General features: G+C 55.2%; 19 protein-coding genes. 8 read left to right on the top strand and 11 right to left on the bottom strand.

Annotation, left to right across the window (positions count from 1 at the left end; translation table 11 throughout):
* Positions 1 to 56: 56 nt before the first annotated feature.
* Positions 57 to 2,234 (bottom strand): primosomal protein N', encoded by a 2,178-nt coding sequence (locus D7D48_RS02160; protein ID WP_125229736.1) that lies wholly within the window; start codon positions 2,232 to 2,234, stop codon positions 57 to 59.
* A 147-nt stretch (positions 2,235 to 2,381) separates the two neighbouring features.
* On the opposite strand from D7D48_RS02160, the gene fsa reads away from it, so the two are divergent.
* The 4 genes from fsa to D7D48_RS02140 all read left to right on the top strand — a co-directional run bounded on the left by fsa (position 2,382) and on the right by D7D48_RS02140 (position 5,487).
* A complete protein-coding gene (gene fsa / locus D7D48_RS02155; protein ID WP_125229735.1) occupies positions 2,382 to 3,035 on the top strand; it encodes a fructose-6-phosphate aldolase in 654 nt (217 codons plus the stop codon).
* A gap of 154 nt (positions 3,036 to 3,189) precedes the next feature.
* Positions 3,190 to 3,825: a GTP cyclohydrolase I FolE gene (gene folE / locus D7D48_RS02150; protein WP_125229734.1), complete on the top strand. Its 636-nt coding sequence runs from the start codon at positions 3,190 to 3,192 to the stop codon at positions 3,823 to 3,825.
* A 95-nt stretch (positions 3,826 to 3,920) separates the two neighbouring features.
* Positions 3,921 to 4,769, top strand: coding sequence for a carboxylating nicotinate-nucleotide diphosphorylase (gene nadC, locus D7D48_RS02145; protein WP_125229733.1), 849 nt, complete (start codon positions 3,921 to 3,923; stop codon positions 4,767 to 4,769).
* A gap of 49 nt (positions 4,770 to 4,818) precedes the next feature.
* Positions 4,819 to 5,487, top strand: a complete 669-nt coding sequence (locus D7D48_RS02140; protein WP_125229732.1) for a ribonuclease T2 family protein — start codon at positions 4,819 to 4,821, stop codon at positions 5,485 to 5,487.
* A 2-nt stretch (positions 5,488 to 5,489) separates the two neighbouring features.
* On the opposite strand, the gene D7D48_RS02135 is transcribed toward D7D48_RS02140, so the two are convergent.
* The 10 genes from D7D48_RS02135 to D7D48_RS02090 form a co-directional block, all read right to left on the bottom strand.
* Positions 5,490 to 5,912 (bottom strand): DUF4112 domain-containing protein, encoded by a 423-nt coding sequence (locus tag D7D48_RS02135; RefSeq protein WP_125229731.1) that lies wholly within the window; start codon positions 5,910 to 5,912, stop codon positions 5,490 to 5,492.
* 19 nt (positions 5,913 to 5,931) lie between these two features.
* Positions 5,932 to 7,386 carry an ABC transporter substrate-binding protein gene (locus D7D48_RS02130; RefSeq protein ID WP_125229730.1) on the bottom strand — a complete coding sequence of 485 codons (1,455 nt, stop codon included), beginning with the start codon at positions 7,384 to 7,386 and terminating at the stop codon, positions 5,932 to 5,934.
* 42 nt (positions 7,387 to 7,428) lie between these two features.
* Complete coding sequence (locus D7D48_RS02125; protein ID WP_125229729.1) at positions 7,429 to 8,976, bottom strand: S1C family serine protease; 1,548 nt, start codon at positions 8,974 to 8,976, stop codon at positions 7,429 to 7,431.
* Positions 8,977 to 8,994: 18 nt separating this feature from the next.
* On the bottom strand, positions 8,995 to 11,100 hold the full coding sequence (locus D7D48_RS02120) for a transglycosylase domain-containing protein (RefSeq protein ID WP_125229728.1): 2,106 nt from the start codon (positions 11,098 to 11,100) through the stop codon (positions 8,995 to 8,997).
* Between the two features lie 70 nt (positions 11,101 to 11,170).
* The gene (gene nadA / locus D7D48_RS02115; RefSeq protein ID WP_125229727.1) at positions 11,171 to 12,163 is read right to left on the bottom strand and encodes a quinolinate synthase NadA; all 993 of its coding nucleotides are present in this window, start codon (positions 12,161 to 12,163) and stop codon (positions 11,171 to 11,173) included.
* 83 nt (positions 12,164 to 12,246) lie between these two features.
* The gene (locus D7D48_RS02110) at positions 12,247 to 13,026 is read right to left on the bottom strand and encodes a hypothetical protein (protein WP_125229726.1); all 780 of its coding nucleotides are present in this window, start codon (positions 13,024 to 13,026) and stop codon (positions 12,247 to 12,249) included.
* A 69-nt stretch (positions 13,027 to 13,095) separates the two neighbouring features.
* Positions 13,096 to 14,010 carry an MBL fold metallo-hydrolase gene (locus D7D48_RS02105; RefSeq protein WP_125229725.1) on the bottom strand — a complete coding sequence of 305 codons (915 nt, stop codon included), beginning with the start codon at positions 14,008 to 14,010 and terminating at the stop codon, positions 13,096 to 13,098.
* Positions 14,011 to 14,120: 110 nt separating this feature from the next.
* A complete protein-coding gene (locus D7D48_RS02100; RefSeq protein WP_125229724.1) occupies positions 14,121 to 15,689 on the bottom strand; it encodes a M56 family metallopeptidase in 1,569 nt (522 codons plus the stop codon).
* Positions 15,686 to 16,057 (bottom strand): BlaI/MecI/CopY family transcriptional regulator, encoded by a 372-nt coding sequence (locus tag D7D48_RS02095; RefSeq protein ID WP_125229723.1) that lies wholly within the window; start codon positions 16,055 to 16,057, stop codon positions 15,686 to 15,688. The genes D7D48_RS02100 and D7D48_RS02095 overlap by 4 nt, the downstream gene beginning before the upstream one ends.
* Before the next feature lie 197 nt (positions 16,058 to 16,254).
* A complete protein-coding gene (locus D7D48_RS02090) occupies positions 16,255 to 18,585 on the bottom strand; it encodes a TonB-dependent receptor (RefSeq protein WP_125229722.1) in 2,331 nt (776 codons plus the stop codon).
* A gap of 216 nt (positions 18,586 to 18,801) precedes the next feature.
* Here D7D48_RS02090 and D7D48_RS02085 point away from each other — a divergent pair, with 216 nt between their 5' ends.
* From D7D48_RS02085 to D7D48_RS02070, 4 genes are read left to right on the top strand one after another with little or no spacing between them, the layout of a single operon-like run.
* Entirely contained in the window at positions 18,802 to 20,814 is a 2,013-nt protein-coding gene (locus D7D48_RS02085; RefSeq protein ID WP_125229721.1) for an alpha-glucosidase, read from the top strand.
* Positions 20,811 to 21,842 carry a LacI family DNA-binding transcriptional regulator gene (locus D7D48_RS02080; RefSeq protein WP_125229720.1) on the top strand — a complete coding sequence of 344 codons (1,032 nt, stop codon included), beginning with the start codon at positions 20,811 to 20,813 and terminating at the stop codon, positions 21,840 to 21,842. Before D7D48_RS02085 ends, D7D48_RS02080 begins: the two co-directional genes overlap by 4 nt.
* Positions 21,836 to 22,741: an aldo/keto reductase gene (locus tag D7D48_RS02075; RefSeq protein ID WP_425452539.1), complete on the top strand. Its 906-nt coding sequence runs from the start codon at positions 21,836 to 21,838 to the stop codon at positions 22,739 to 22,741. Before D7D48_RS02080 ends, D7D48_RS02075 begins: the two co-directional genes overlap by 7 nt.
* Complete coding sequence (locus tag D7D48_RS02070) at positions 22,738 to 23,805, top strand: LLM class flavin-dependent oxidoreductase (protein ID WP_125229719.1); 1,068 nt, start codon at positions 22,738 to 22,740, stop codon at positions 23,803 to 23,805. Before D7D48_RS02075 ends, D7D48_RS02070 begins: the two co-directional genes overlap by 4 nt.
* Position 23,806: the final 1 nt, after the last annotated feature.

The following is a 23,806-nucleotide window of genomic DNA, read 5'->3' as shown; positions in this document are numbered from 1 at the left end:
AAGATGCAACATTAGGCGCATCAGGTAAATCCGCTATTTGAGGCTCGAACGGGCTATTACAGGAAACTGTAGGGATCGACGTCGATCCCTACCCGCACACCGCGGGGAAATTGTAGGCTGCCTAGCCATTCGCGAATGATATTCTGCACCTCTACCGAGCGCTGTGCGTGCACCAAAAGACGTTGTCGATGGCGGCCACGCAACATAGCGAGCGGCGCTGGCGCTGGGCCATAGACATGCATGCCGTCCACCTGCGGCGCTGCGCCACCGACGGCGCGCGCCGCCTCAATGGCTTCGCGCTCATCTTCAGAAGAAATAATGATAGCGGCGAAACGTCCGAACGGTGGTGCGCCAGCAGATTTGCGTTGCTCTGTCTCGGCGTCATAAAACGCATCGCGGTCACCCGCGACCAAAGCCGCAATGACGGGATGATTGGGGTTGCGCGTCTGGATAAAGACCTCGCCGGGCTTTTCACCGCGCCCTGCCCGGCCAGCAGCCTGCGCAATTTGCTGAAATGTGCGTTCGGCGGCGCGCAAATCCCCGCCCTCAAGCCCCAGATCGGCGTCGATCACCCCAACCAAAGTCAGTTCGGGAAAATGATAGCCTTTCGTTACCAATTGGGTGCCGATGATGATATCCACCGCCTTGTTCTCGACACGTGACACGAACTCCGCCGCCTTTTCCGGCGACCATAAAGTGTCCGATGTGGCAACGATGGTCCGCGCATTGGGTAATAGGCGATTCACCTCATCGCTGATGCGTTCAACGCCAGGACCGCAGGCAACCAGAGTATCGCTCTCGCCGCATTCAGGGCATTGCTCCGGCGGCGGCATGACATGGCCGCAATGGTGGCAAGCGAGCCGCCGTACGAGGCGGTGTTCGACCATCCAACTTGTGCAGTTGGGGCATTGGAACCGGTGGCCACAGGTGCGACACAAGGTCAGAGGTGCATAGCCACGCCGGTTGAGGAACAACAAGCTTTGTTCGCCGCGCTCGACCCGTTCTTCCAGCGCCTTGAGTAATGTCGGGGCTATCCAATGCTGCGCGTCCGGCGCGTCGAGCGTCAAGTCAATCGCCTTGATCTCCGGCATCTTCGCCGCACCAAAGCGCGACGGAATTTCAAGGCCTTTATAGCGACCAATGGTAACCATATGCCGCGATTCCAACGCTGGCGTTGCCGATGCCAGCACCACAGGGAATCCTTCAAAATGGCCACGCATGACGGCAACGTCGCGGGCGTGATAGCGCACGCCGTCTTCCTGCTTGAAACTGGTCTCGTGCGCTTCATCGACGATGATCAAGCGCAAATTGGCAAAGGGCAGGAAAAGCGCTGAACGCGCCCCCACCAGCACCTTTGCGCTGCCATCGGCGACTGCGCGCCAGACACGGCGGCGTTGTGTGGATCGCAGGTTGCTGTGCCACACCGCTGGCTCGACACCAAATCGCGCTTCGAAGCGGGCAAGGAACGGCGCGGTCAGCGCGATTTCCGGAAGTAGCACCAGAACCTGTTTGCCGAGCCGTATCGCCTCAGCCACCGCCTCAAAATAGGTTTCGGTTTTGCCTGAACCCGTAACGCCATCAAGGACGAAGGTGTCGAAGCCGCCCGCGCGCACAGCCTCCACCATGCTGTTTGCGGCCAATTGCTGCGCGTCGTTCAGTTTTGGCGTGTCAAAATCCGCCAGCGGTTCGGGCAAAGGCGAATCGACACTGATGGTGACGGCTTCAAACGCCCCTGCTTTGATGAGCCCGCGAATGACGGCGTCACTGACGCCAGCCTCTGCCGCCAGTTCACGCACAAGGCCTTGCGCACCTTCCAAGGCGTCCAGCGCCGCGGCGCGTTGGGGGGTCAACCGTGCAGGCTCAAAACCTGTGCGGCGATATTCGATAATGGTTCCTGTCGCCGTGAACGCCGCCGAAGACGACAATACCATGCGCAAGACAGCCGCATGACTCGTGAGATAATAATCCGCGACCCAGTTGATTAGGCGGCGCAAGCCCAGCGCAACCGGCGGACATTCCACCAGCTCAAGCACCGCGCGCAGCTTGCTCGAATCTATCGCCTCATCACCAAAAACATCATCATCCCAGATGACCCCCGGCAATTTGCGTGGGCCAAGGGGCACCATCACCACATTGCCAGGTCCTGCGACCATATCGTCGGGCAGCCGGTAATCGAGCGGACCAATCGCTTGTGTCAATAAGACAACGCGGACGCGGTTATTGGGCAAGCTCATGAAGCGCATATAGGCAATGATGCAGCGAACGTCACCATCTGGATGATCATCCCCAACGATCGCAAATCTAGTTCCAATAAGCCTGTTACTTTGCCCGATATTTTGCCAAGAGACATGAAATCGAATCTCCAATCAGGGAAAAGTCCAATGAAATTCTTTGCCGATACCGCTGACATTGCAGACATTAAGGATCTGGCAGCGACGGGTTTGCTTGACGGCGTGACCACTAACCCATCGTTGATCGCCAAATCTGGTAGAGATTTCATTGAAGTCACCCGCGAAATCTGCGCCCTGACAGATGGTCCGGTGTCGGCAGAAGTCGTTGCGCTTGATCATGCGACGATGATGAAGGAAGCCGAAATTCTGCGGAAAATTGCCGACAATGTCTGCATCAAGGTGCCATTGACCATCGACGGACTGAAAACGTGCAAGGCGCTTACCTCTGAGGGCACATTGGTCAATGTGACCTTATGTTTCTCTGCCAATCAAGCGCTTTTGGCTGCAAAGGCCGGCGCGACATTCGTATCGCCCTTTGTTGGTCGCCATGACGACAATGGCTTTGATGGTATGCAGCTTATCAGCGACATTCGTCTGATTTACGACAATTACGCTTTTGACACAGAAATCCTCGTCGCCAGCGTTCGTCACGGTGTCCATGTTCTTGAAGCCGCGAAAATTGGTGCTGATGTCATGACCGCACCGCCGTCGGTCATCAAAGGCCTATTCAAGCATATTCTGACAGATAAAGGCATTGAGGGCTTTTTGGCCGATTGGGCCAAAACTGGTCAGGCAATTGGTTGATTTTCAGCTACAAACCAGCATTCCTGCTTCTGGGGTTATATCGTCATATATTGCGATGCAGCGCCTATAGGCTATTGTCCGTATAGTTTTTAAAGGCGGACCGGCATATCTTTAAGCTTAAAGTCGCGGGCACTTTGCCTGCCGGAGCCTAAAGATGACCAAGCACGAAAAGGTATTTCCTATCGCCCATATTCATTATGAAGACGAAATCGGTGAGAATGGCAAAATTGTCGTTCCTGATGACGTTCAAGATGCCATTCGTACACTCATCCGCTGGTCAGGCGATAATCCTGAGCGCGAAGGCTTGCTCGACACACCTGCGCGCGTTGGCCGTGCTTGGCGTGAATATTGCGCAGGCTATGCCGAAGATCCCGCAGCGCATTTGTCGCGCACCTTTCAAGAAGTGGGCGGCTATCATGAGCTCGTGCTACTTAAGGACATTCCCTTTCAGTCACATTGTGAGCATCACATGGCACCCATCATCGGCAAGGCGTCGATTGCCTATATGCCAACTGACAAGGTTGTAGGCATTTCGAAACTTGCGCGCGTCTTACACGGCTTTGCCCAGCGCCTTCAGGTGCAGGAACGCCTGACGGCCGAGGTTGCGAACTGCATCTGGGAAAATCTGAAGCCAGAGGGTGTTGCGGTTGTCATTGAGGCGCAACATGGTTGCATGACCGGACGCGGTGTAAAAGTACACGGCGTTGGTATGGTGACATCAAAGCTGATTGGCTGTTTTCTCGACGATCAATCGAGCCGTAAGGAAGTCATGAGCCTGATGGGTTACTGACCCCTTCGGTTTGATGTTTTCAGCGATTGCTGGCTAAAGCGAACTTACCTATATTTGGGGGAATACCCCCCATAGTCACGCCGGAAATCAGCAAAATGCCTTTTGAAATTCCCTTTTTTGATATGGACGCCTTCGTCCATGCGACATTGGCCGAAGATTTGGGACCGACGGGCAAGGATGTCACGTCGGAAAGCGTTATTCCGGCCGATGTCCGTTTCAACGGGGTTATGGACAGTCGCGATGCCATCACCGCCGCTGGCTTGCCAATCGCGGTCGCATTTTTCCAAGCGCTCGACCCGTTGATGGAAATTGATTTATTGGTTGAGGAAGGCGCGCAAGTGCCTGCGGGCACAGAGCTGATGCGCTTAAAGGGCAATGCCCGCGCCATGCTCACCGCAGAACGCTCGGCGCTTAATACCGTGCAGCATCTCTCGGGTATTGCGACAATGACACGGCAATATGTCGATGCCATCGCTGGAACGGGTTGCACCCTTTTGGATACGCGAAAAACCATTCCCGGCCTTCGGCTGCTGGAAAAATACGCAACGCGCATAGGCGGCGCTACGAACCATCGTATGGGCCTATGGGATGCAGCGATGATTAAGGACAATCATGTTGCCGTTGCAGGCGGCGTAGCAGAAGCCGTCGCCCGCGCCAAAAATGCAGGGGTTGAACGCATCATCCTTGAGGTCGACAGCATCGCCCAAATTGAACCCGGCCTCGCGGCGGGGGCAAGCCATTTGCTGCTCGACAATATGGACGCCGATATGTTGCGCGAAGCGGTGGCGCGCATTGCAGGCCGTGTGCCGACTGAGGCTTCGGGCGGGGTGACGTTGGAAACGATCCGCGCCAAGGCGGAAACTGGCGTCACCTATATCTCGGTTGGCCGCCTGACCCAAAGCGCGCCTGCGGCGGACATCGGGTTGGATTTTGCGCAGGTTTAAACTCCTCACTTTTATAGGCGCCGTGGCTTTCTCCCATCCTACCCCGCTAATGGCACAAGCTTGGCAATGCCAGCCGCCGCGCTTTCTACCCCGCCCGGCCTTGGAATTGCCGCCCTCCGGCCAAGCAAGGCGCACGGCAATAGACGGCTATGTGCTGGCACTCAGTTGGAGTCCGGAATATTGCCGAGGGCGGATGCGCGACCCTGCGGCACGGTTCCAATGTTCAGGCGAAATGGGCGACTTTGGCTTTATCCTGCATGGCCTGTGGCCTGAAACCAAAGGGGCCAACTACCCGCAATATTGCCGCGCGGTTGGCGTGCTGCCTCGGCGAGCGGTCAGGGACAATATCTGCCTCAGCCCCTCCCCCCAATTGCTGCAACATCAATGGGCAAAGCATGGCAGTTGCATGGCCAATAGGCCGGACACTTATTTCGGGGCAGCGCGGTTGCTGTTCAATACAATTGAATTTCCCGACATGGCGCGGCTATCTCGCGAACCAGAACGCGGGACGCCTTTGACGGCGCAAGTGCTGGCTGAACGAATGGCCGATCTGAATGATGGCCTGCCAACCGACGCCATAACCGTGAAGACCAATGCCAAAGGCTGGTTACAAGAAGTGCATATTTGCCTTGGCAAGGATTTCAAACCCCGCCGCTGTCCGATATTTACGCGCCGCGCCCCGACTACAGCGCAAATCAAAATTTGGCGTGGGCGTTAGGCCTAGCCCTCAATAATCCGCGTTGCGGGGTGATGTTTATCGAGATGTTTTTTGATTATCCTGAGATTTCGGCTGTTCGAACGCCAGACAAGGTCAAAAGCATCGCCGACAAAAGGGATTGCGCCAATCGCAGTATCCACACCGATATTCGCGCTCATGCGGATAAGCTGCCATTTGGACATGCCCAAATTGCGGCCTTCCCATACAATATAGGCGCCCATGGCCGCGGTTACCAAGTCACCCAAAACAGGGACAAAACCAATCACACTATCCAGGCCAAAGGGAATTTTCGTGCCCGGAATAACGAAGGCACGCTCCAATATTTTCTCAAGCGCCTCTACGCGCGCGCGAACGGCATGTGGGTCATTACCCATAGCTGGCAAATCCTTGGCAATACGCGCAAATTGTTCCTGCGAAATCGGCACTGCAGTTACTCCTTTGTGCCTATGTCGGGTCACGCCCGAGATATTGCAACAGGTGCCACCCACGGCCATTGGCAAAATGCCCCAATAGACCTGGTCGGACGAGCGACCAACGCAAAGGATTTGCAATGGGGATGAAGGCGACGCTGGCCTGCAATTCGGCTTCTGCCTCACCCAATAACTGCGCGCGCAGTGCGCTATCGCTCGTGCGGCGCGCTTTGGCCACAATCTCGTCCGCCCGCGCGCTGCATAATGGCGCAAATTTACATGATAGCTGATCCAGATACCATATGGGGCTCGATTGTTGGGCGGTGCGGTCAATGAGCAGTAGGTCATGCGGCCGGTCCATGGTCACACGCTCAACATCAATACCGATTGTTGCAAGATCCGCGCGCAAGCGCGCAAAGAATATCCGGCTGCCATAACCACGTGGCAAGGCAACGCGTAATGGCCGAATTGCGCCATTGGCATTTTTCCATTTGGCGATAGTGTCCCGCGCCATTGTTCTGCGTTCTTCCATAGATGGCGTTGACCATGCTGGCCGTTGTATGTCCGCCCGATTTGGCAAGCTTTCGGGAACCAAAGTAACCGTTTCCTGCCACGCCACAATGTCAAACGCCGTCAGCAATTTGGGGCGATCAATAGCCATGGCGATTGCCGTTCGATTGGCGGTATCCGACAAAAACGGAGCGTTATTCACTATGTGCAAACCGAATAGCCCAGGAACCGCGTCAAACTGGATTTGATCCGCCCGAATTTTCGCCGCGTCGAGCAAAGGAAAGCTTTCGAACCGGCCGCCTTCGACAAGGTCACTTTGTCCCAGCGCATAACGGGCAATCACCGTGGATGCCTCACCACGCCGCAAAGTTACAATCGCATTGCCCAAGACTTGCGCGCCTTCATCATCGGTTTCATTGCGCCGCAACTGCATAGCCTGTCCAAATTTTTTGGCTTGCATAGGGCCAGATCCGGCGCCTTTGCTGAGCAACCCGAACTCGGGCAAGGCCAGTAATTCTAACAGATAAGGCATCGGGGCATTCAACCTGATTTCCACCACCTGACCCGTCATGGCGACGACACGGTCAATGACACCCAATTCGGAACCAAGACGCCCCTTACGCAATTCCCGAATGCGCGCAGTCAAAAGACGTGCAACCTCTCTCGACTCTACCTCCCGCCCGTCATTCCAGCGCCCTTTATTGAGGCGGAAGATATAACTCATGCCATCGTCAGTGACGATCCAGCGATTAGCGAGGCCGGGCGCGACCCGTCCTTTTTCATCAAAGGTCACCAAACCTTGCGCCGTTGCCGCGCGCAGATAAGCTGACGCCAAGGGCAGCGGTGATGCGGATATATTTAGAGGGCGGGGACGGCTTTCAATCACATCAACCCGGACGCGTTCATTATCAACGCCTTCGGAGCATCCGGCAAGTGTTGCGGACAATAGCAACAACAAAATCGACAGCGAACGGATCATGACGCCACCATAAGCCCTAAGTCCTGACGCACAATCCAAGATTCAGCGGTCAGAACATGTGAACAATAAAATCTCGTTCGGCGTGGGCGACAATTGCGCCAATATGGTCTTGTTCATATTTTCGATATTGGTCAGTTGCCCTTGGTCCGCAGTGCAGGTTTTCACGTCATAGAGTTGCCGTGCCGCACGGGCGGCTTGCATGGCGTCATTGCCTGGCAGGAACCGTTCAATACGGTAAATATCCGTTTCCGGGGCGTAGCTGATAATCGAAATTTGCGCGTCATTATTGGGGACAAAGCTGCGCACCCAACGGCCACCGCTTTCGACATATTGTGTGCGTCCGTTGACGCATCCATCGGGCTGCCACGTAAATTCGACGTCTGTTGTGTCGGACATCGTGACGCGGCTGCGTTGGGGCTGCAACACACAGATTTTCGTCTGCGGTTCGGCAGTAATAGCGCGCTTTTGGGCAACGGGATCGTCTGGCGTATCGGCGGTCAATGCCGCCCGAACGCGCGCATCGACTTCATCGAATGAGGGGCGCGCCGCAAAAATTCCCACCGCCATGACAAAAAGCACAGCGCCAGCCGCGGCTGCAGCTTTGAATCTCTCCCGCTGCTCACGTTCGGAAAACTGCCATGCAGCACCGCCGGCGACAGCGCTTAACACGAGCAACAGCCCCGCTAAGGCCAAATGGTTTTCCCGTTCACCAATGACGGCATGTTCGGCGTCACTGCGTACCTTGCCTTCACGGCTGCGTTGCAGTTCAGTGGCAACACGCGCTTCTTGCTCTATCTTGGCGCGTGTAGATGCCTCAAGTTCCGCCTCGGCGCGCGTCAACTCAGCGACCGACCGGCAATCGCCCCGCACGGAGCGGAACGCGACCCCGCGATTGGCAAGAAATGCCGACAGCTCTCGCGCAGATATCGCGAAGTAAAATTCCGCACCGCCATCCGTAGGGACCGAACCGAAACTGTTGATGCCCAGCACGCGTCCGCAGGCATCCACAATTGGCCCGCCGCTATTCCCCGGGGCAATAGGCGCCGTATGCAAAAGCGATTCCACCGACTTCGACGTTCGTCCGGAGGAGACCGTTCCCCGCGTTTTGACGGGCTGCTGTGGGCGCAGCACATCGGCTTCGCTCTGCTCTAACGCGACATCGACACTCGCGGGATAGCCAATGGCAAAAACATCTGCGCCATCTTCTGGCGCTCCTGCGAAAATACTTGCAGGCACGAGCGTGCCAGACGTCAGTTGCAATAGGGCAAGGTCTTTACGCGGCAGGCTGGCGGAAACTCTGGCGCGATAGCTTTGCGTGCCATCTGAAGGCACGATGACAATCTGCACGCTGTCGTCAAAACTCGCCATTTCAACGACATGAGCATTGGTGACGATTTTATCCCGCGCAACGGCCACGCCAGACCCAATACTAACGATGCTCTGCTGTCCTTCGGCAGTGCTATATACAATGACCCGCACAACGCTGCGTGATGCAGCGCTGATATCACTTGCATCGCCAAGTGCGGGTACAGCCCATAACGGAGACAGCAATAGGCACAGCACCGCAAAATATCGCATGAGTTTAGTCATGGCAGAAAAGAACGCGCATCAACGCGGTTCCGGCGCGGGGCGCTGCACAGATGGGGTCGGCTGAACATTGGCGCCATCACGATCAAGTGTAATTTCAAACGGAACACCATTTACGTCTGTATTCACAGTCACGCCCTGCCCCTGATCGACACGTATTTCCGAATTGCTAATATCGATTGGCAATTCCTGCAACTCAGGCAAGTCAAATGGTTCGATTGGGCCTTCTGGATCTGGAGTCTGCGTAGTTTTTGGCCTGTTGACCGGCGCTGCATTACGAATAGACTGCGACATGAAATCCCGCCAGATACGCGCTGGCAAGCCGCCACCGTTAATGCCCCTTAGCGGTGTGTTGTTGTCATTGCCGATCCATACCCCAACGACCAAATCGCCAGCAAAGCCAACAAACAAAGCATCACGATTATCCTGACTGGTACCTGTTTTACCATAAGCCGGTATGGAAAGCCGCGCGGCCCGTCCCGTGCCTTGCTTCACCGATGCCCCTAATAATTCCAGCAACATCCCGTGCATACGTCCACTGAAAGATCGTGGGCCTGAGAACAACCATTCAATCCAGCCTTGCTCCTCTTGTTTAAAGGCGTGCGGTTCAACAGGCCATTGGTTTCCCGCGACACCGGCATAAGCCGCCGTCAATTCTAACAAAGTGATGCCTGAACTGCCCAAAGCAAGGCTTGGGTCCAAGGTGAGCGGGCTACGGATGCCAAGGTCTTTCGCCGCTTGCTCCACCTCTTTGCCATCTACTTTTTGATACAGGCGCACAGCGGCGACATTGCTTGATTGGGCGAATGCTTGCTCCAAAGTGATATCACCCCGATAGCGTAAGCCGGAGTTTTTGGGGCGATAACTGCCTTCATTAATGGGGGTATCGGCAATCATCGACTGCGGCGTCATGCCAGAACGAAGCGCCGCCAGATACACAAACAGTTTGAATGTCGATCCAGGCTGTCTTTTGGCCTGCGTTACGCGGTTAAAGGCGGATTGCTTGTAGCTTTTGCCACCAACCATGGCGACAACCTCACCATTTGGACGCATCGCGACCAATGCAATTTGCGCGTCACCAACGCCTGCGCTGGCGACAACCTTGCGGGCAATATTCTGTAAGCGGGCGTCGAGGGTTGTGGTAATCCGCACATCGGAATAGCCGCTTTCGGTGAGGAGCCGCGCCTGCGGAATGGCCCAGTCGGCGAAATATGTCCCTGTCGGCAATGTCTCCCGGACACGCACGTCCAGCCGCGCTACGGGGGTGGCATCGGCCTTGGCTTGTGTAATGGCCTTATTCGCCACCATCGCCTTGAGAACAAGCTTGGCACGCTTTGCGGCACGTTCGGGATTCTTGGTCGGGGCCAGACGTGACGGCGCTTGCACAAGGCCAGCCAGCATGGCTGCTTGGCTCAGCGTTAAACGCTCAGGTTGACGATAAAAATAATGCAGCGATGCAGCGCGCAAGCCGTAGACATTGTCCCCAAAATAAACGTTCGACAGATAACGACCGAGGATTTCATCTTTCGTCAGGCGCCCCTCAAGCCAAAAGGCGATGAGCATTTCACGTGCCTTGCGGGTAAGGCTGCGTTCCGGCGTTAGAAAGGTGAATTTGGCAAGCTGCTGCGTAATCGTGCTGCCGCCTTGGGTAATCCCGCTGCCAAAAGCGTTTGACCATGCCGCGCGCGCGAGGCCGCGTGGATCAATGCCCCAATGCGAATAAAAACGCCGATCCTCAATCGACAAAAAGGCCTGCACCACATGCGGCGGCAATTCAGTAACGTCGACAGGTCGATCAACGATTGCGCCGTTGCGCGCGATAGGTGTGCCGTCAGACGCCAGCAATGTAATCCGCGGCGGTGCAATCGGCTGAAGCGATTTCGACAAGGGGGCCGTAACTGCGAGCCAAAGCAACAAGAGAACAAATATTGCGATCAAGGCCGCAACCGTGCGCCCGAACCACCAGCAGCGCGTCTTGCCTAAAAACAGGCGCTTGGCCGGTATCGGGGCAGCATCATTCCATGGCTGCGGATCGTCGGGAAATTGCTGCGCATAATTATCATCAAAAGCGGCAAGCCGACTGTCGATATCCGTTTTTTTATTAGAAGAAGATCGCCAGAAAAGCATATTGCGGCTGTATTATATCGATATAACGGTGAAGGCGAGTAGATATTTGATACACCGCGTCATCAACCAATTAGGCCCGACCGAGATCGCCCTTACCGACTGTTCCGCTTGCCATCTCTAACATCCGATCAAGGCTTTTCTTTGCGCCCAATCGAACTGTTTCATCAAGTTCAATCTGCGGTGTCAAATCGCGTAGCGCAAGATACAGCTTCTCCATCGTATTAAGCGCCATATAAGGGCAGATATTACACGCGCAGTTACCGTCTGCACCCGGTGCGCCGATAAATGCCTTGCTTGGCTCCGCCTTTTCCATCTGATGGATGATGTGCGGCTCCGTAGCGACGATCAAGGTATCGCCGTCCATCGTCTGCGCATATTGCAAGATACCGCTGGTGCTGCCGACATAATCCGCATGGTCGATGATATGCGGCGGACATTCGGGGTGGGCGGCAACAGGAACGCCGGGATATTGCGCCTTCAACTTCAAAAGCTCGGTTTCCGAAAATGCCTCATGCACAATGCATACACCCGGCCACAACAGCATCTCACGGTTGAACTTGCGGGCAAGATAGCCGCCAAGATGTCGGTCTGGACCAAAAATAATTTTCTGCTCTGGCGGAATTTGGCTCAGGATTGTTTCGGCGCTGCTACTAGTCACGATGATATCGGACAGCGCCTTCACTTCAGCGGAACAATTGATGTAGGTCAGCGCGATATGATCAGGATGGGCCGCACGAAACGCCTTGAACTTACCCGGCGGGCACGCATCCTCCAATGAACAACCTGCGGCCATATCCGGCAATATGACGGTTTTCTGCGGACTTAAAATCTTTGCCGTTTCGGCCATGAATTTTACGCCGCAAAAGGCGATGACGTCCGCATCAGTCTCTGCCGCACGCTTGCTCAGCTCAAGGCTATCACCCACAAAATCGGCCAGATCCTGAATCTCGGGCTTTTGATAATAATGCGCAAGGATGACGGCATTGCGTTCTTTTTTCAGTCGCTTGATTTCTTCTAATAAATCAAGGCCTTGCAAGTTTTCGCGGAGCGTCGGGGCGTTCATATAATCATACCTTTGCCATGCCGAACCTGTTCCGGCACCTGAATGAAACGCCTATGTGGTCGATTTGGGCGCGTGAAACAAGGCTAGCTTGGCGGCATTTGTGGTGGCGGGCCAAATTCCATGCCGGGAACGCCCGCACCGGCATGTCCCGCCGTGACCGCAGCATAAATTGCGTCACCCAATGCCGAATTCGCAATGATATGCGACACCGGAATGACCGACAGGGTCGCCGCGATGCCCCAATACCATGCCGGATGCACCCGGCCATGCTTGCGCAGATCATGGACCATTCCGGCAATGGGAAATATAAGGCTAACGATCCCGGCAATCTCAAATGCATAAGGGACCAGCAAGGGCATCGGCAACAAACGGCCAAATGCTGGGCCAATGATGGTCGTCATCGCACAAATATGCAGGCGCATATGCCATTCGGTCTGCCGGCGAAGGCGGATGGCGGTCCATGCAAGCGCCGCAAACATAATTGCGGAAAACGGGTTCGCAATAAGGAAATTCTGCGGTTGAAAGAAGAATGGCGTCATCCCGCGTTGAACAACGTCAATGGTGATGAGGCTGCCCAATAACAGCAGAACGATTATCCAGCCTGCGCCAATCCAGCCCAAGCGCCGGTGGAGGGAAATCGGTCCATGCGTCGCAAGCCACGCCTGCGCGACAAACAGGCCAACCCAAGCCATGAAGGCAAGGCCATGTATATGCACAAGCGTGCGCGCACCAAAGCTGGATCGTCCGGCAAGATATTGAACCGAAAAGCCGGCAACGACCGTAAAGGCCATGATTATTGCAAGTATGCGGAAAAAATGATCGGCGCCCTGCGCGCGCGATTGTGTCCCAACCACAGTAGCCATGCGACGTCTTCCCCCCGGAATAGCGGCTTCACAACAATCTTCTTGATATATCACGCTTTTAAGTGAGCTTCAAGCTTGACCAATTAGATGCCAGCCATCCCCGTGCGTCGCCACACGGCCCTGATTTTGTAAATCGATAAGATGCGCAAGGACAGAACGCCCCGCCGCGCCGATCAGGCGTGGGTCCAGCCCCTTATACATCGCCGCGACCATATTGGGGACATGCCCCTCCCCGCCCTCCAGCAGCGTCACGATCTGGCGCTCGCGTTGACGGCGATGACCAATCATGCCGCGCACCAATTGACGCGGGTTGTGTACCGCTGGGCCATGCGCCGGATAATAAACGCGGTCGTCGCGATCATATAATTTCTGCAAACTCGCCAGATAGTCGCTCATATCGCCGTCTGGTGGGCTGACAACGCTGGTCGACCATTTCATCACATGGTCGCCCGTGAACAACGCGCCGCTTTCGCGCAAAGCAAAGCAGAGATGGTTGCTGGTATGCCCCGGCGTCGCCACCGCCTCCAACGTCCACCCATCGCCCGAAATGGCCTCTGCGTCTCCTAGAACGCGATCTGGACGGTAATCCGGGTCAAAGGCACTATCGGCACGCGGCCCATCATCACGCAGCACTAATGGCGCGCAACCAATTATCGGCGCACCCGTGGCGACTTTCAAAGGCGCGGCTGCGGGCGAATGGTCGCGATGGGTATGTGTGCACAGGATCGCGGTGACTTTTGCATCGCCAACTGCGCGTAAAATCGCCTCCACATGGCCCTCGCCATGAATGTCCGCGGGATCACCAGCGCTTTGCCCGCTTCCCACAGGACCAGGGTCGATAATGGCAACGTCGGTCTGATTGCCAACAATCCAGGTCTGCGTGCCCGTATAAGTATAAGGCGACGCATTGGGCGCTAAAACACGCCGCACAAGCGGCTCATGCTGCTCAATCTCGCCTGCTGTGATGGTGTCGGGCCATTTCATTCCGGCGATATGGCGCATTACGGAACAAAGAGAAAGGGGCGGCCCGTAAAAACCGCCCCGACAGAACCGAAAAGGGGAGCTGAGGGTTCTGTAATAATTTGCCTGCTAATTTACTTGTCGGCTTGCGCCTCAAGCTTACGGATCTCTTGATCCAGCTTTTCGATCACATCTTTGCGCACAGCTTTGGGCATGTCTTTTTCCGAAGCAATCTCACTACGTGCCTCGCGCAAGCCCTTTATTGCTTCAATCCGTGCAATCTGTGCTTGCCCCTTACCACACATTACAAGGCGAACGCGCGCCTTGCGCGTGCCATCCACGCCTTCGACATCCGTGGTGACGGGTTGCGCAGCGGAAGTGCAGTTTTCGGTCATTCCTTGAATATCGATCTCAGGTATGTCGGCGGCGGATTTTATGATGATCCGCTTAGTCTGTGGCGTACCGCGCGCAACATCGGTTGATTCCATCGCCGATTTATCGCCGTCGGCCATAGCCGCATCAGCCGCTTTGCGAGACGCTTCAGCCTTGCCGACCATTTTTTCGACTTCCTCCTCCGTCAGCTTTTTGTCGGTACGGAAGATGAAGATCTTACCGTCACGTTCGACCTTAGTGACATCTTTGTTATCCCCGTCATGGCCGACGATATCGATCTCTTTACCGTCGCGCTTTATCTTGATGATCCGAACATCGCGCTTGACGGTTTCCGACTTACTATCGGCAGCAGTATCATCCTGCGCGACCACGGCGGGCACTACAGTTGCGGTCAGTGGCAGGACAACAGCGGCAGCGGCGATGACACCGATTTTGCCAAACAAGCGCCGTTTCGTGCTGGCGTTTTTCATATTCAGTCTCCTCAATCGTTCGATGATAGTTTTTGGGGAATTCAGTGCAGTGGCAAAAGTTGGCACACCGTCAAACGCCGTGCGCGCCAATGCCCGTCCATAAATAGCGCGCTCTTCGGAACATTTGCCTGCCAATACGCGCGCGTCGCACGCGGCTTCTTGGTCAACGCGAAAGGCGTTCCAGCTCAACCAAGCGACCGGGTTGAACCAGAAAAGGCACAGTATGAAGAATGCAGCCAGATTGGCGAACAGGTCACCCGATTTGTGATGTGCCATTTCATGGGCGATGGCGAGTTCGCGTTCGGCCGGTGAATAATTTTTGCTAAAATCCTGCGGCACAGCAATATAGCGTTTGAACAGGCCGAAGGCGAGCGGCCCAGCCACCTGATCCGAGGCCACAACTCTGACGCCGTTGATATTTGCGACTTCGGTTGCCTCAGACAAAAGCTCGTCGCGCATAGAGGCGTAGCGGATCATCTGAATGATGAATAGCAATGCTGCGCCGCCAAGCCATACTGTCAAGCCAAGCACAGCATAATTGACCGATGGCGCGGCCGCCATTTGCTGGGCTGCAACGGCAGTTTCCGGTGCGTATATCACTGCGAGGATAGCGTCGCGCACATTGTCCTGTATTGTCGCCCCACTCCCCAAAACAGGTGCGGGCGCCCCCTCTAGCGATGGCATCAAAACACGGGCAGCTGGAATACACCAAAGTGCATATGCAACGCCTGGACCAAAATGCCGCGCCACAGGTCCCCGCAGCAGCAAAACCGCCAACATCAAGATACTGGTCACCACAAAGGTATCGAACAGCCATGCCCCCATGAAATCCATGCTCATGATTTCATCTCCTGCAATAATCTTTCGATTTCGGATATGTCATCGGCGCTGAGATTTTCCTGTTCCGCCAAATGCGCGAACAATGGCATGAACTTGCCGCCAAAAAGGCGATCTACGAGCCGCTTTGATTCATGCGCGACATAATCCTCACGGCCAATAAGCGGCGAATACAGAAAACGACGGCCATCGACGTGATGCTCAACCGCTGCCTTACCAAGCAATCGCGACAGCAAGGTTTTGACCGTGGGCAGAGACCATGCGCGGTCATCCGGCAAACGTGCGGCCACGTCGGTAGCCGTCAGCGGCGCGCGTTCCCACAATATTTCCATAATCGTTAATTCAGCGTCGCTGATACGCTCTGATGACATGCTTCAATCTCCGACTACATCTGTAGTCGATTCGATTACAGATGTAAACGTCGTTGGTCATCGCGTGTGAGATATTCGTCGAACTGGGTTACTGATTATCTCGAAGCCGCCATTTTTAGTGATTTGCGACATAATCGATAAAAAAGGGCCGGAATCCCTGCGGATCCGGCCCTTTCTATATGCCTTTTAAGGCGAATTTAGAAGCGGAAGCGCAAGCTTGCACCCATGTAGCGATCGGCATCACGCGGGATATGCAAACGCTGGCCTGCGCTGGTATTCAGCAGCACATAGCTTTCGTCCGTAATGTTACGCACCATGAACGTCAGGCGCCAATTATCTTCGGCGTCCGAATAACCAATGCTCGCATTCCACAAGCCATAGCTATCGATTGGGCCGCTTTGACCCAGATCTGAAAACTGCTTGCCAACATGGTTGAAGCTTGTCCGCAGATAGACCTTGTCATCACGACCAAACATCTTGAACGGGGCTTCATAAGCCGCGCCAATGTTCCAGCTCCACGCTGGCGCCAAAGGCAGTTTTGTGCCGTTACGTGCATCTGGTGCGTTGGTCAGCGGGTTCGCGTTGAACTTGCGAACCTTGGCATCCGCATAAGCAACGCTTCCGAACAGATCGAGGCCCTCAGCAGGATTTGCCACTGCATCCAGTTCAAAACCTGTGCTGCGCACTTGGCCAGCATTGGTCAGGTTGGTAACTACTGCACCATTCAACAGCACGAAGTTGTTCGCCTGGAACCCGTCATAGGTCACTTGGAATACCGACGCATTCAATTGGATGCGGTTGTCGGCAAACTGGCTCTTAATACCGGCTTCGAACGAATCCGATGTTTCTTCATCAATCGGCACCGCATTGGTGGGAGCAGTGTGGTTGAAGAAGACGTTGAACGCTGGGCCCTTATAGCCGCGCGTATAGCTGCCATAGACCATGACATCGTCAGTTGGCTTCACAGTCAGCACTGCCTTGCCGGAGAAATTGCTGTTACTGGACGATCCGGTTGACAGCGCTGTACCGTTACCGCCCGTTGCAACTGTGCCACCAGCAGGCGAACCCGAGATACCAGCACCCGTTGCCGCTGCGCCATTGGTGCGGTTTACGCCTGGTGCACGGTTGTGGGTATAATCGATGGAGTCATGCGTCCAGCGCATACCAACGGTTAAACCGACGCGGTCGGTGAAATCATAAGTTGCCTGACCGAAAACAGCATAATTTTCAATATCAACTAAGCTTCTTGATGTGGCAGTCGGGAACAATGTATTGACCGTATCTGTAAGGTTACAGGGACGAGCACCCGTTCGCGCATCAACAGCCGAAGTGGATGTTGCACATGTGATAACCTCACGTGTGAAGTCCTGCGTATTTTCCGAGTTCCAGTAAAACGCACCGACCTGATATTTGAACGCTTTGCTTTGGTCTGAGGCCAAACGTACTTCAAGCGAGCTTTGGTTGGTTTCGACAAGACCACGGTCATGCAATTGTGGTGTGCCCACAACAGCACGAGGCAAGAAATCGCCTTCGCGGATTTCTGTATTATTCCAATCACGATAACCGTAAATCGCGCTCAACGTATGATCGGAAAATACATCGAAATCTGCGTTTATTGTGATGCCGACTTGACGATCCAACGACTCCGTCACCAGATTATGGTTCACAAAACGCTGATTTTCACCTTGGGCCACGCCCAATGGCAGGTTCAACTCTGCGTCCAGCGCAGCACCGCGTGACACGCCAGTGACTTCGCCGCAGCAATCATCATCCGCTTCATAATAATCAGCGATGAGCTTGATCCGTGCGGGACCATTGTCAAAATCAAGCAATCCGCGGAAGCCGACATGCTCATAACCATTGATCTTATTTTTGTTACCGCCCAAAATGTTGGTGATATTGCCTTCATATGTGCCGTAAAATGCGTTTGCGCGGAATGTCAGACTCTCTGCGACTGGGCCGGAAACGGTTGCACGGCCGCGATATTCGCCACCTTCAAAACCCTCTACGGTAACTTCACCCTCAAGCGTGTCGGTACCACCTTTGGAAACGACGTTGATAAGACCAGCCGACGCGTTCTTGCCAAACAAGGTGCCTTGTGGCCCGCGCAATACTTCGAGGCGCTCGATTTCCACCAGATCGGCAAATGCCTGACCTGAGCGGCTGAGCACGACACCGTCGACAACGGTCGAAACACTTGGTTCTGCTGCGATTGAGAACGAAATCGTTCCGACGCCGCGCAACACAACTGCCGAGTTAGCATTTGTTGTGCCCTTGCGGAACGTTACCGATGGAACCAACTGGCTCAAATTTTCGAGGCTATTAGTGCCAGACGCCGTCAGCGTATCACCAGAAACCGCAGTGATCGCGATTGGCACATCCTGCAAATTTTCTTCTACCTTCTGCGCAGTGACGACGATTTCTTCAACCTGCGCAAATGCAGGAGCAGAAATTCCGAGCGCCAAGGCGCTGCTACCCAGCAGTGCCGCGCGGACAAATTTCGACTTATTACATGTGGAATTACGCATCTTGTGCCTCCCTAAAAATACCGCCTGTTTGTAAAAATTCCGCAGACATTATTGCCTAGCGGAACGTTTCAGGTCGGTATAACTTCGTTGATAACGGGGTTGATGTAACCAAACCGTCTTGTTATGTCTAGCGGTGTCATATAGCGACATTATTTAAGCTATGACTGTTGCATTACTGCCATAGTAACCGGTTCGATACGACGAGAGGGACAGAAGTTGCCATTTAGAGTCATCATGCAATCAGACGGCTTCGACCTGCTGCACGATGACAAATGCATTCTGTCGCATCGCGCTGGCACCCCTGCTATCCGTATTGGCATTGGTTCGCCTGATTTGGAAATGGTGCGCGGCAATTTTCGTATCGACGACATCGTTGAAACGAGATTAAAGCTAGACTGCTTTGCCCAAGATGATGGCTGCATCCGGCTTTGGAACGCAAACCAACCCGACGTCGTCGCAACGCTGCAGTTTGAGGAAAAAGCGCCGCAATCCATCCTCAAATTTCGCTGTAGCGATCCAGCCTTCAACCGGCTTTGGTTAGATATGCAGTGCGCAACGACCGAAGCCTTTTGGGGCGGCGGAGAGCAAATGTCTTATTTGCGGCTGAACGGACGGCGATTTCCATTCTGGACATCGGAGCCTGGGGTTGGCCGCGATAAATCGACCGCGCTTACACAGACCATGGATGCAGATGGCTTGGCGGGCGGTGATTATTGGACGACCAATTATCCGCAGCCAACATGGGTGAGCAGTGCGCGTTATGCAGTGCACCTCGAGACGGCGGCTTATGCCGTGCTGGATCTGACAGAAGCAGGCAGAGTGGGTATCGAATGCTGGTCGGAAAATGTCGATTTAGAGCTTTTCGATGCAGCCTCTTTGCCTGCTCTGGTTACGAAATTATCCGATCGTTTTGGGCGCCAACCGCCTTTGCCCGACTGGGCAATTTCCGGCGCGATTGTCGGCCTGAAAGACGGCGTGGATACATTTGATCGCTTCGAGACCATAGCCGCCTCTGGCGCGGCCATTACGGGTCTGTGGTGCGAAGATTGGGTGGGCATCCGCCAAACCAGTTTTGGCAAACGCTTGTTTTGGGACTGGAAATGGAACGCCGCACGCTATCCCGAACTGCCCGACCAGATAGCTTCGCTCGCCAAAAGGGGCATTCGCTTTTTGGGTTATGTGAACCCCTATCTGGCGGTGGATGGCGCACTCTATCAAGAAGCGCTGGCCCATAATTATCTCGCGCTGCGGCAAGACAGTAACGACGCCTATGCCGTCGACTTCGGTGAATTTGACGCAGGCGTAGTGGACTTCACCAATCCTGACGCGGCCAATTGGTTTGCCGACCGCATCATTGGTCAGGAAATGCTCGATTTCGGTCTTTCAGGGTGGATGGCCGACTTTGGCGAATATCTGCCGACCGATGTGCGCTTATTCGACGGATCCGATCCAATGGAGGCGCATAATCGCTGGCCCGTTTTATGGGCGAAGGTAAACGCTGATGCGATAGCCTCACGCGGCAAGACCCATGACGCAACCTTCTTCATGCGCGCCGGTTTTTCGGGCGTTCAGGGACATTGCCCCTTATTATGGGCGGGCGACCAATGTGTCGATTTCACGCGCCATGATGGCATCAACACGGTGATAACGGCCGCTTTGTCATCTGGCCTGTTGGGTAACGCCTATCATCATAGCGACTTGGGCGGATATACGAGCCTGCACGGCGTGGTGCGGACGGCGGAGCTCATGCACCGCTGGATTGACCTTGCCGCCTTTGCCCCTGTGATGCGCAGCCATGAAGGCAACCGCCCCGCGGACAATTTGCAACTGGACAGCAGCCCCGAAATTCTGAGCCACTTTGCGCGGATGAGCCAAGTGCATGCACAGCTTGCGCCTTATGTTCGCGCGCTTTGCAACGAGGCGGTGGCGACTGGCCTTCCGCTGCAACGGCCCATATTCCTGCATTATGATGACCCTGCATATTTCGATATTCAGGACCAATATCTTTATGGCGCTGACATGATTGTCGCACCGGTGATTACGGAAGGCCAAGACAGCCGGCCGGTGGTAATACCCGATGGCGATTGGATCCATCTCTGGTCCGGCAAGGCCTATGGCAAAGGCACGCATGATATTGCTGCACCCCATGGTCAGCCACCTGTCTTCACCCGCGCCGACAGCGCATATGCAGACCTATTCGCAGCCATCCGCAGGGCCTTTTCTGCATGAACCCACGCGCGAACATACGCGATGTCGCAAAGCTGGCTGGCGTGGCGGTCAAAACCGTCAGCCGCGTGCTGAACGACCATCCGTATGTGAGCGCAGCGACTAAGGCAAAAGTGGACGCCGCCATGTCGGAGCTTGGCTTTAGCCCAAGCATTGCCGCGCGCATTCTTGCGGGCACCAAGTCGGGGCAGATTGCCCTTATCTACGACAATCACAGCCCATATTATATGCACCAAATCATGCAGGGATGCTGGGACCGATGCCACCAAGAAGGCATGCGCTTGATCGCGCAGCCGGTGGATGTGGCCGACCCAGACGTCGGTGAACAAGTGCGCGGCATGGTCCGACAAACGCATGTCGATGGGGCAATACTCTCCTCACCCGTCACCGATTGCGTGCCTGTGCTGAATGCGCTTGAGGCGCTCAACATTCCTTTTGTGCGTATCTCGCCGGGCACCAACCATGCACTAACCAGCTCGGTCTTCATGGATGATATGCAAGCCGCTGACGACATGACGACGAAGCTGATCAACATCGGCCATCGGCGGATTGGCTTTATCAAGGGCCACCCAAATCATAAGGCGAGTACCGAACGACAAGCCGGTTACGAACGCGCCTTGGGACGCGTCGGCATATCGGTTGATACTGCCTTGATTGCCGAGGGACGGTTTGATTTCGAAAGCGGCGTAGCGGCGACGGAGCAGTTCCTATCGCTAAAGCAGCCACCCACCGCGATTTTCGCATCCAACGACGACATGGCATCAGGCGTACTTGCGGTCGCGCATCGGCGCGGCATTCAAATCCCCGAACAGCTTTCGGTTGCGGGCTTTGACGATACGACACTAGCCCGCGTTGTCTGGCCACCCTTGACGACGGTGCGCCAGCCCGTACGCGACCTTGCCTCCACTGCCGCTGACCTGTTGTTTGGCGAAGGCGGAATTGAGCATCGTCGCCTGCCCCACGAACTTATCAGCCGCGAATCCGTAGCTCCTCCTTATTTTCCCTCACCAAAAAAGAGCAAAAAATCATGACCCTTCCTTCCCCGTCACGCACCCGTCCATTGGGCAAAAGTGGCATAGAAATTTCGTCCCTCGCATGGGGCATGTGGCGCTTTGCTGGGCTTGAATTGTCCGCCGCGCGCGCCGCCATTGATGCCGCGTTTGAGGCTGGCATTACCCTTTTCGATACCGCCGACATTTACGGTTTTGGCGAACAAGGCTTTGGCAAGGCCGAAGAACTGCTTGGCCATGTCTTTGCGCAAGCCCCTGAATATCGGGACCGCATGGTGCTGGCGACAAAGGGCGGCATCACCCCGCCAACGCCTTATGACAGCAGCGCGGAATATCTGACCAAAGCCATTGATGACAGCCTGACCCGTTTGCGCACGGACCGCATCGACCTATGGCAAATTCACCGGCCAGACGTGTTGACGCACCCGCAGGAAATTGCCCGCACCATCGAAAACGCGCATAAAGCAGGCAAAATCCGCGCGTTCGGCGTGTCCAACTTTACACAAGCGCAAATTGCGACGCTGGCGCAATTTAGCTCCGTTCCCATTGTCTCAACACAACCCGAACTGTCACCCCTGCGGATTGACACCGTTGAGAATGGCGAGCTCGATCAAGCGATAGCGATGGACTTGGCCGTGATGGCATGGTCGCCATTGGGCGGCGGACGCATTGGGGATCCACAAAATGCGCGTGAACAAAATGTCGCTGCGGCCCTTTCGGCGGTTGCGGACGCACACGGCGTTTCGCGCACGGCGGCTGCCTATAGCTGGATCATGGCGCACCCCGCCCGGCCAATCCCGATTGTCGGTTCACAAAACCCGGCGCGGATTGCCGAAGCCGCTGATGCCTTCAAAATCCAATGGACCCGCACCGATTGGTACAGCGTACTTGTCGCCGCAAGAGGAGTGCCGCTGCCATGAACAAGCCTGTCGAAGTGAGCTGGTTCTCCGCGCTTTGCGATGATGACTATGAATTTTTGGGCGTCCCCGACTCCAATCTGGCCTCCAGCTGGGAACATTGCCGCAATATCGTTTTAGCTGCCGAAAAAGGCGGGTTTGACAATATTTTGCTGCCATCGGGCTATACCCTTGGCCTTGACACCACCGCTTTCGCCAGTGCGATTGCGGCGCTAACCTCGCGGATCAAATTACTGATGGCTGTGCGTATCGGGGAAAGCTGGCCTCCCCAGCTTGCACGGCAGATCGCAACGCTGGACCAGATTTCGGGCGGACGGTTGAATGTGAACATCATCTCGTCGGATTTGCCCGGCGATAAGATGGCTTCCGAACCCCGCTACCGCCGCACCGTTGAGGCGATGCACATATTGAAGACTTTGCTGAACGGCGAACATCTGTCGATCGATGGAGAGCATTACAAGATCGACATCGACCCGCCACGTATGAAAACGGTCAGCGGTAAATGCCCGCCGCTTTATTTTGGTGGCCTGTCGCCAGCCGCAAAGGACGCTGCTGCCGAAGGTTGTGACGTCTATCTCATGTGGCCCGAAACGGTGCAGGGTGCCAAGGACTTGGTCGAAGACATGACCGCCCGCGCTGCTAAGTTTGGCCGCACGCTGAAATATGGTTTCCGCGCGCATGTTATTGTCCGCGACACCGAAGCAGAGGCCCGCGCTTATGCCGACCGTTTGCTGTCCAAGCTTGATGCCGATCAGGGCGAGGCCATCCGCAACAAATCGCTCGACACCCAAACATTCGGCGTTGCGCATCAGGCCGAATTGCGGGCGCAAGCTGCGGCAAATGACGGATATCTGGAAGATAATCTGTGGACCGGCATTGGCCGCGCCCGTTCAGGTTGCGGCGCTGCTATCGTCGGCGACCCTGACCAAGTGCTTGCCAAGATTAACGCCTATCGCGACGTAGGCATCGAGGCGTTCATATTGTCGGGCTATCCGCACATCAACGAATGCGACATGTTTGCGCGTTATGTGTTGCCGAAGCTGGAACATGGACGGTTAGAGGTTTAGA

It is taken from the genome of Sphingorhabdus wooponensis, from assembly GCF_003933235.1.
Classification (GTDB): domain Bacteria; phylum Pseudomonadota; class Alphaproteobacteria; order Sphingomonadales; family Sphingomonadaceae; genus Sphingorhabdus_B; species Sphingorhabdus_B wooponensis.
This window is presented reverse-complemented; position numbering and strand designations above follow the sequence as displayed.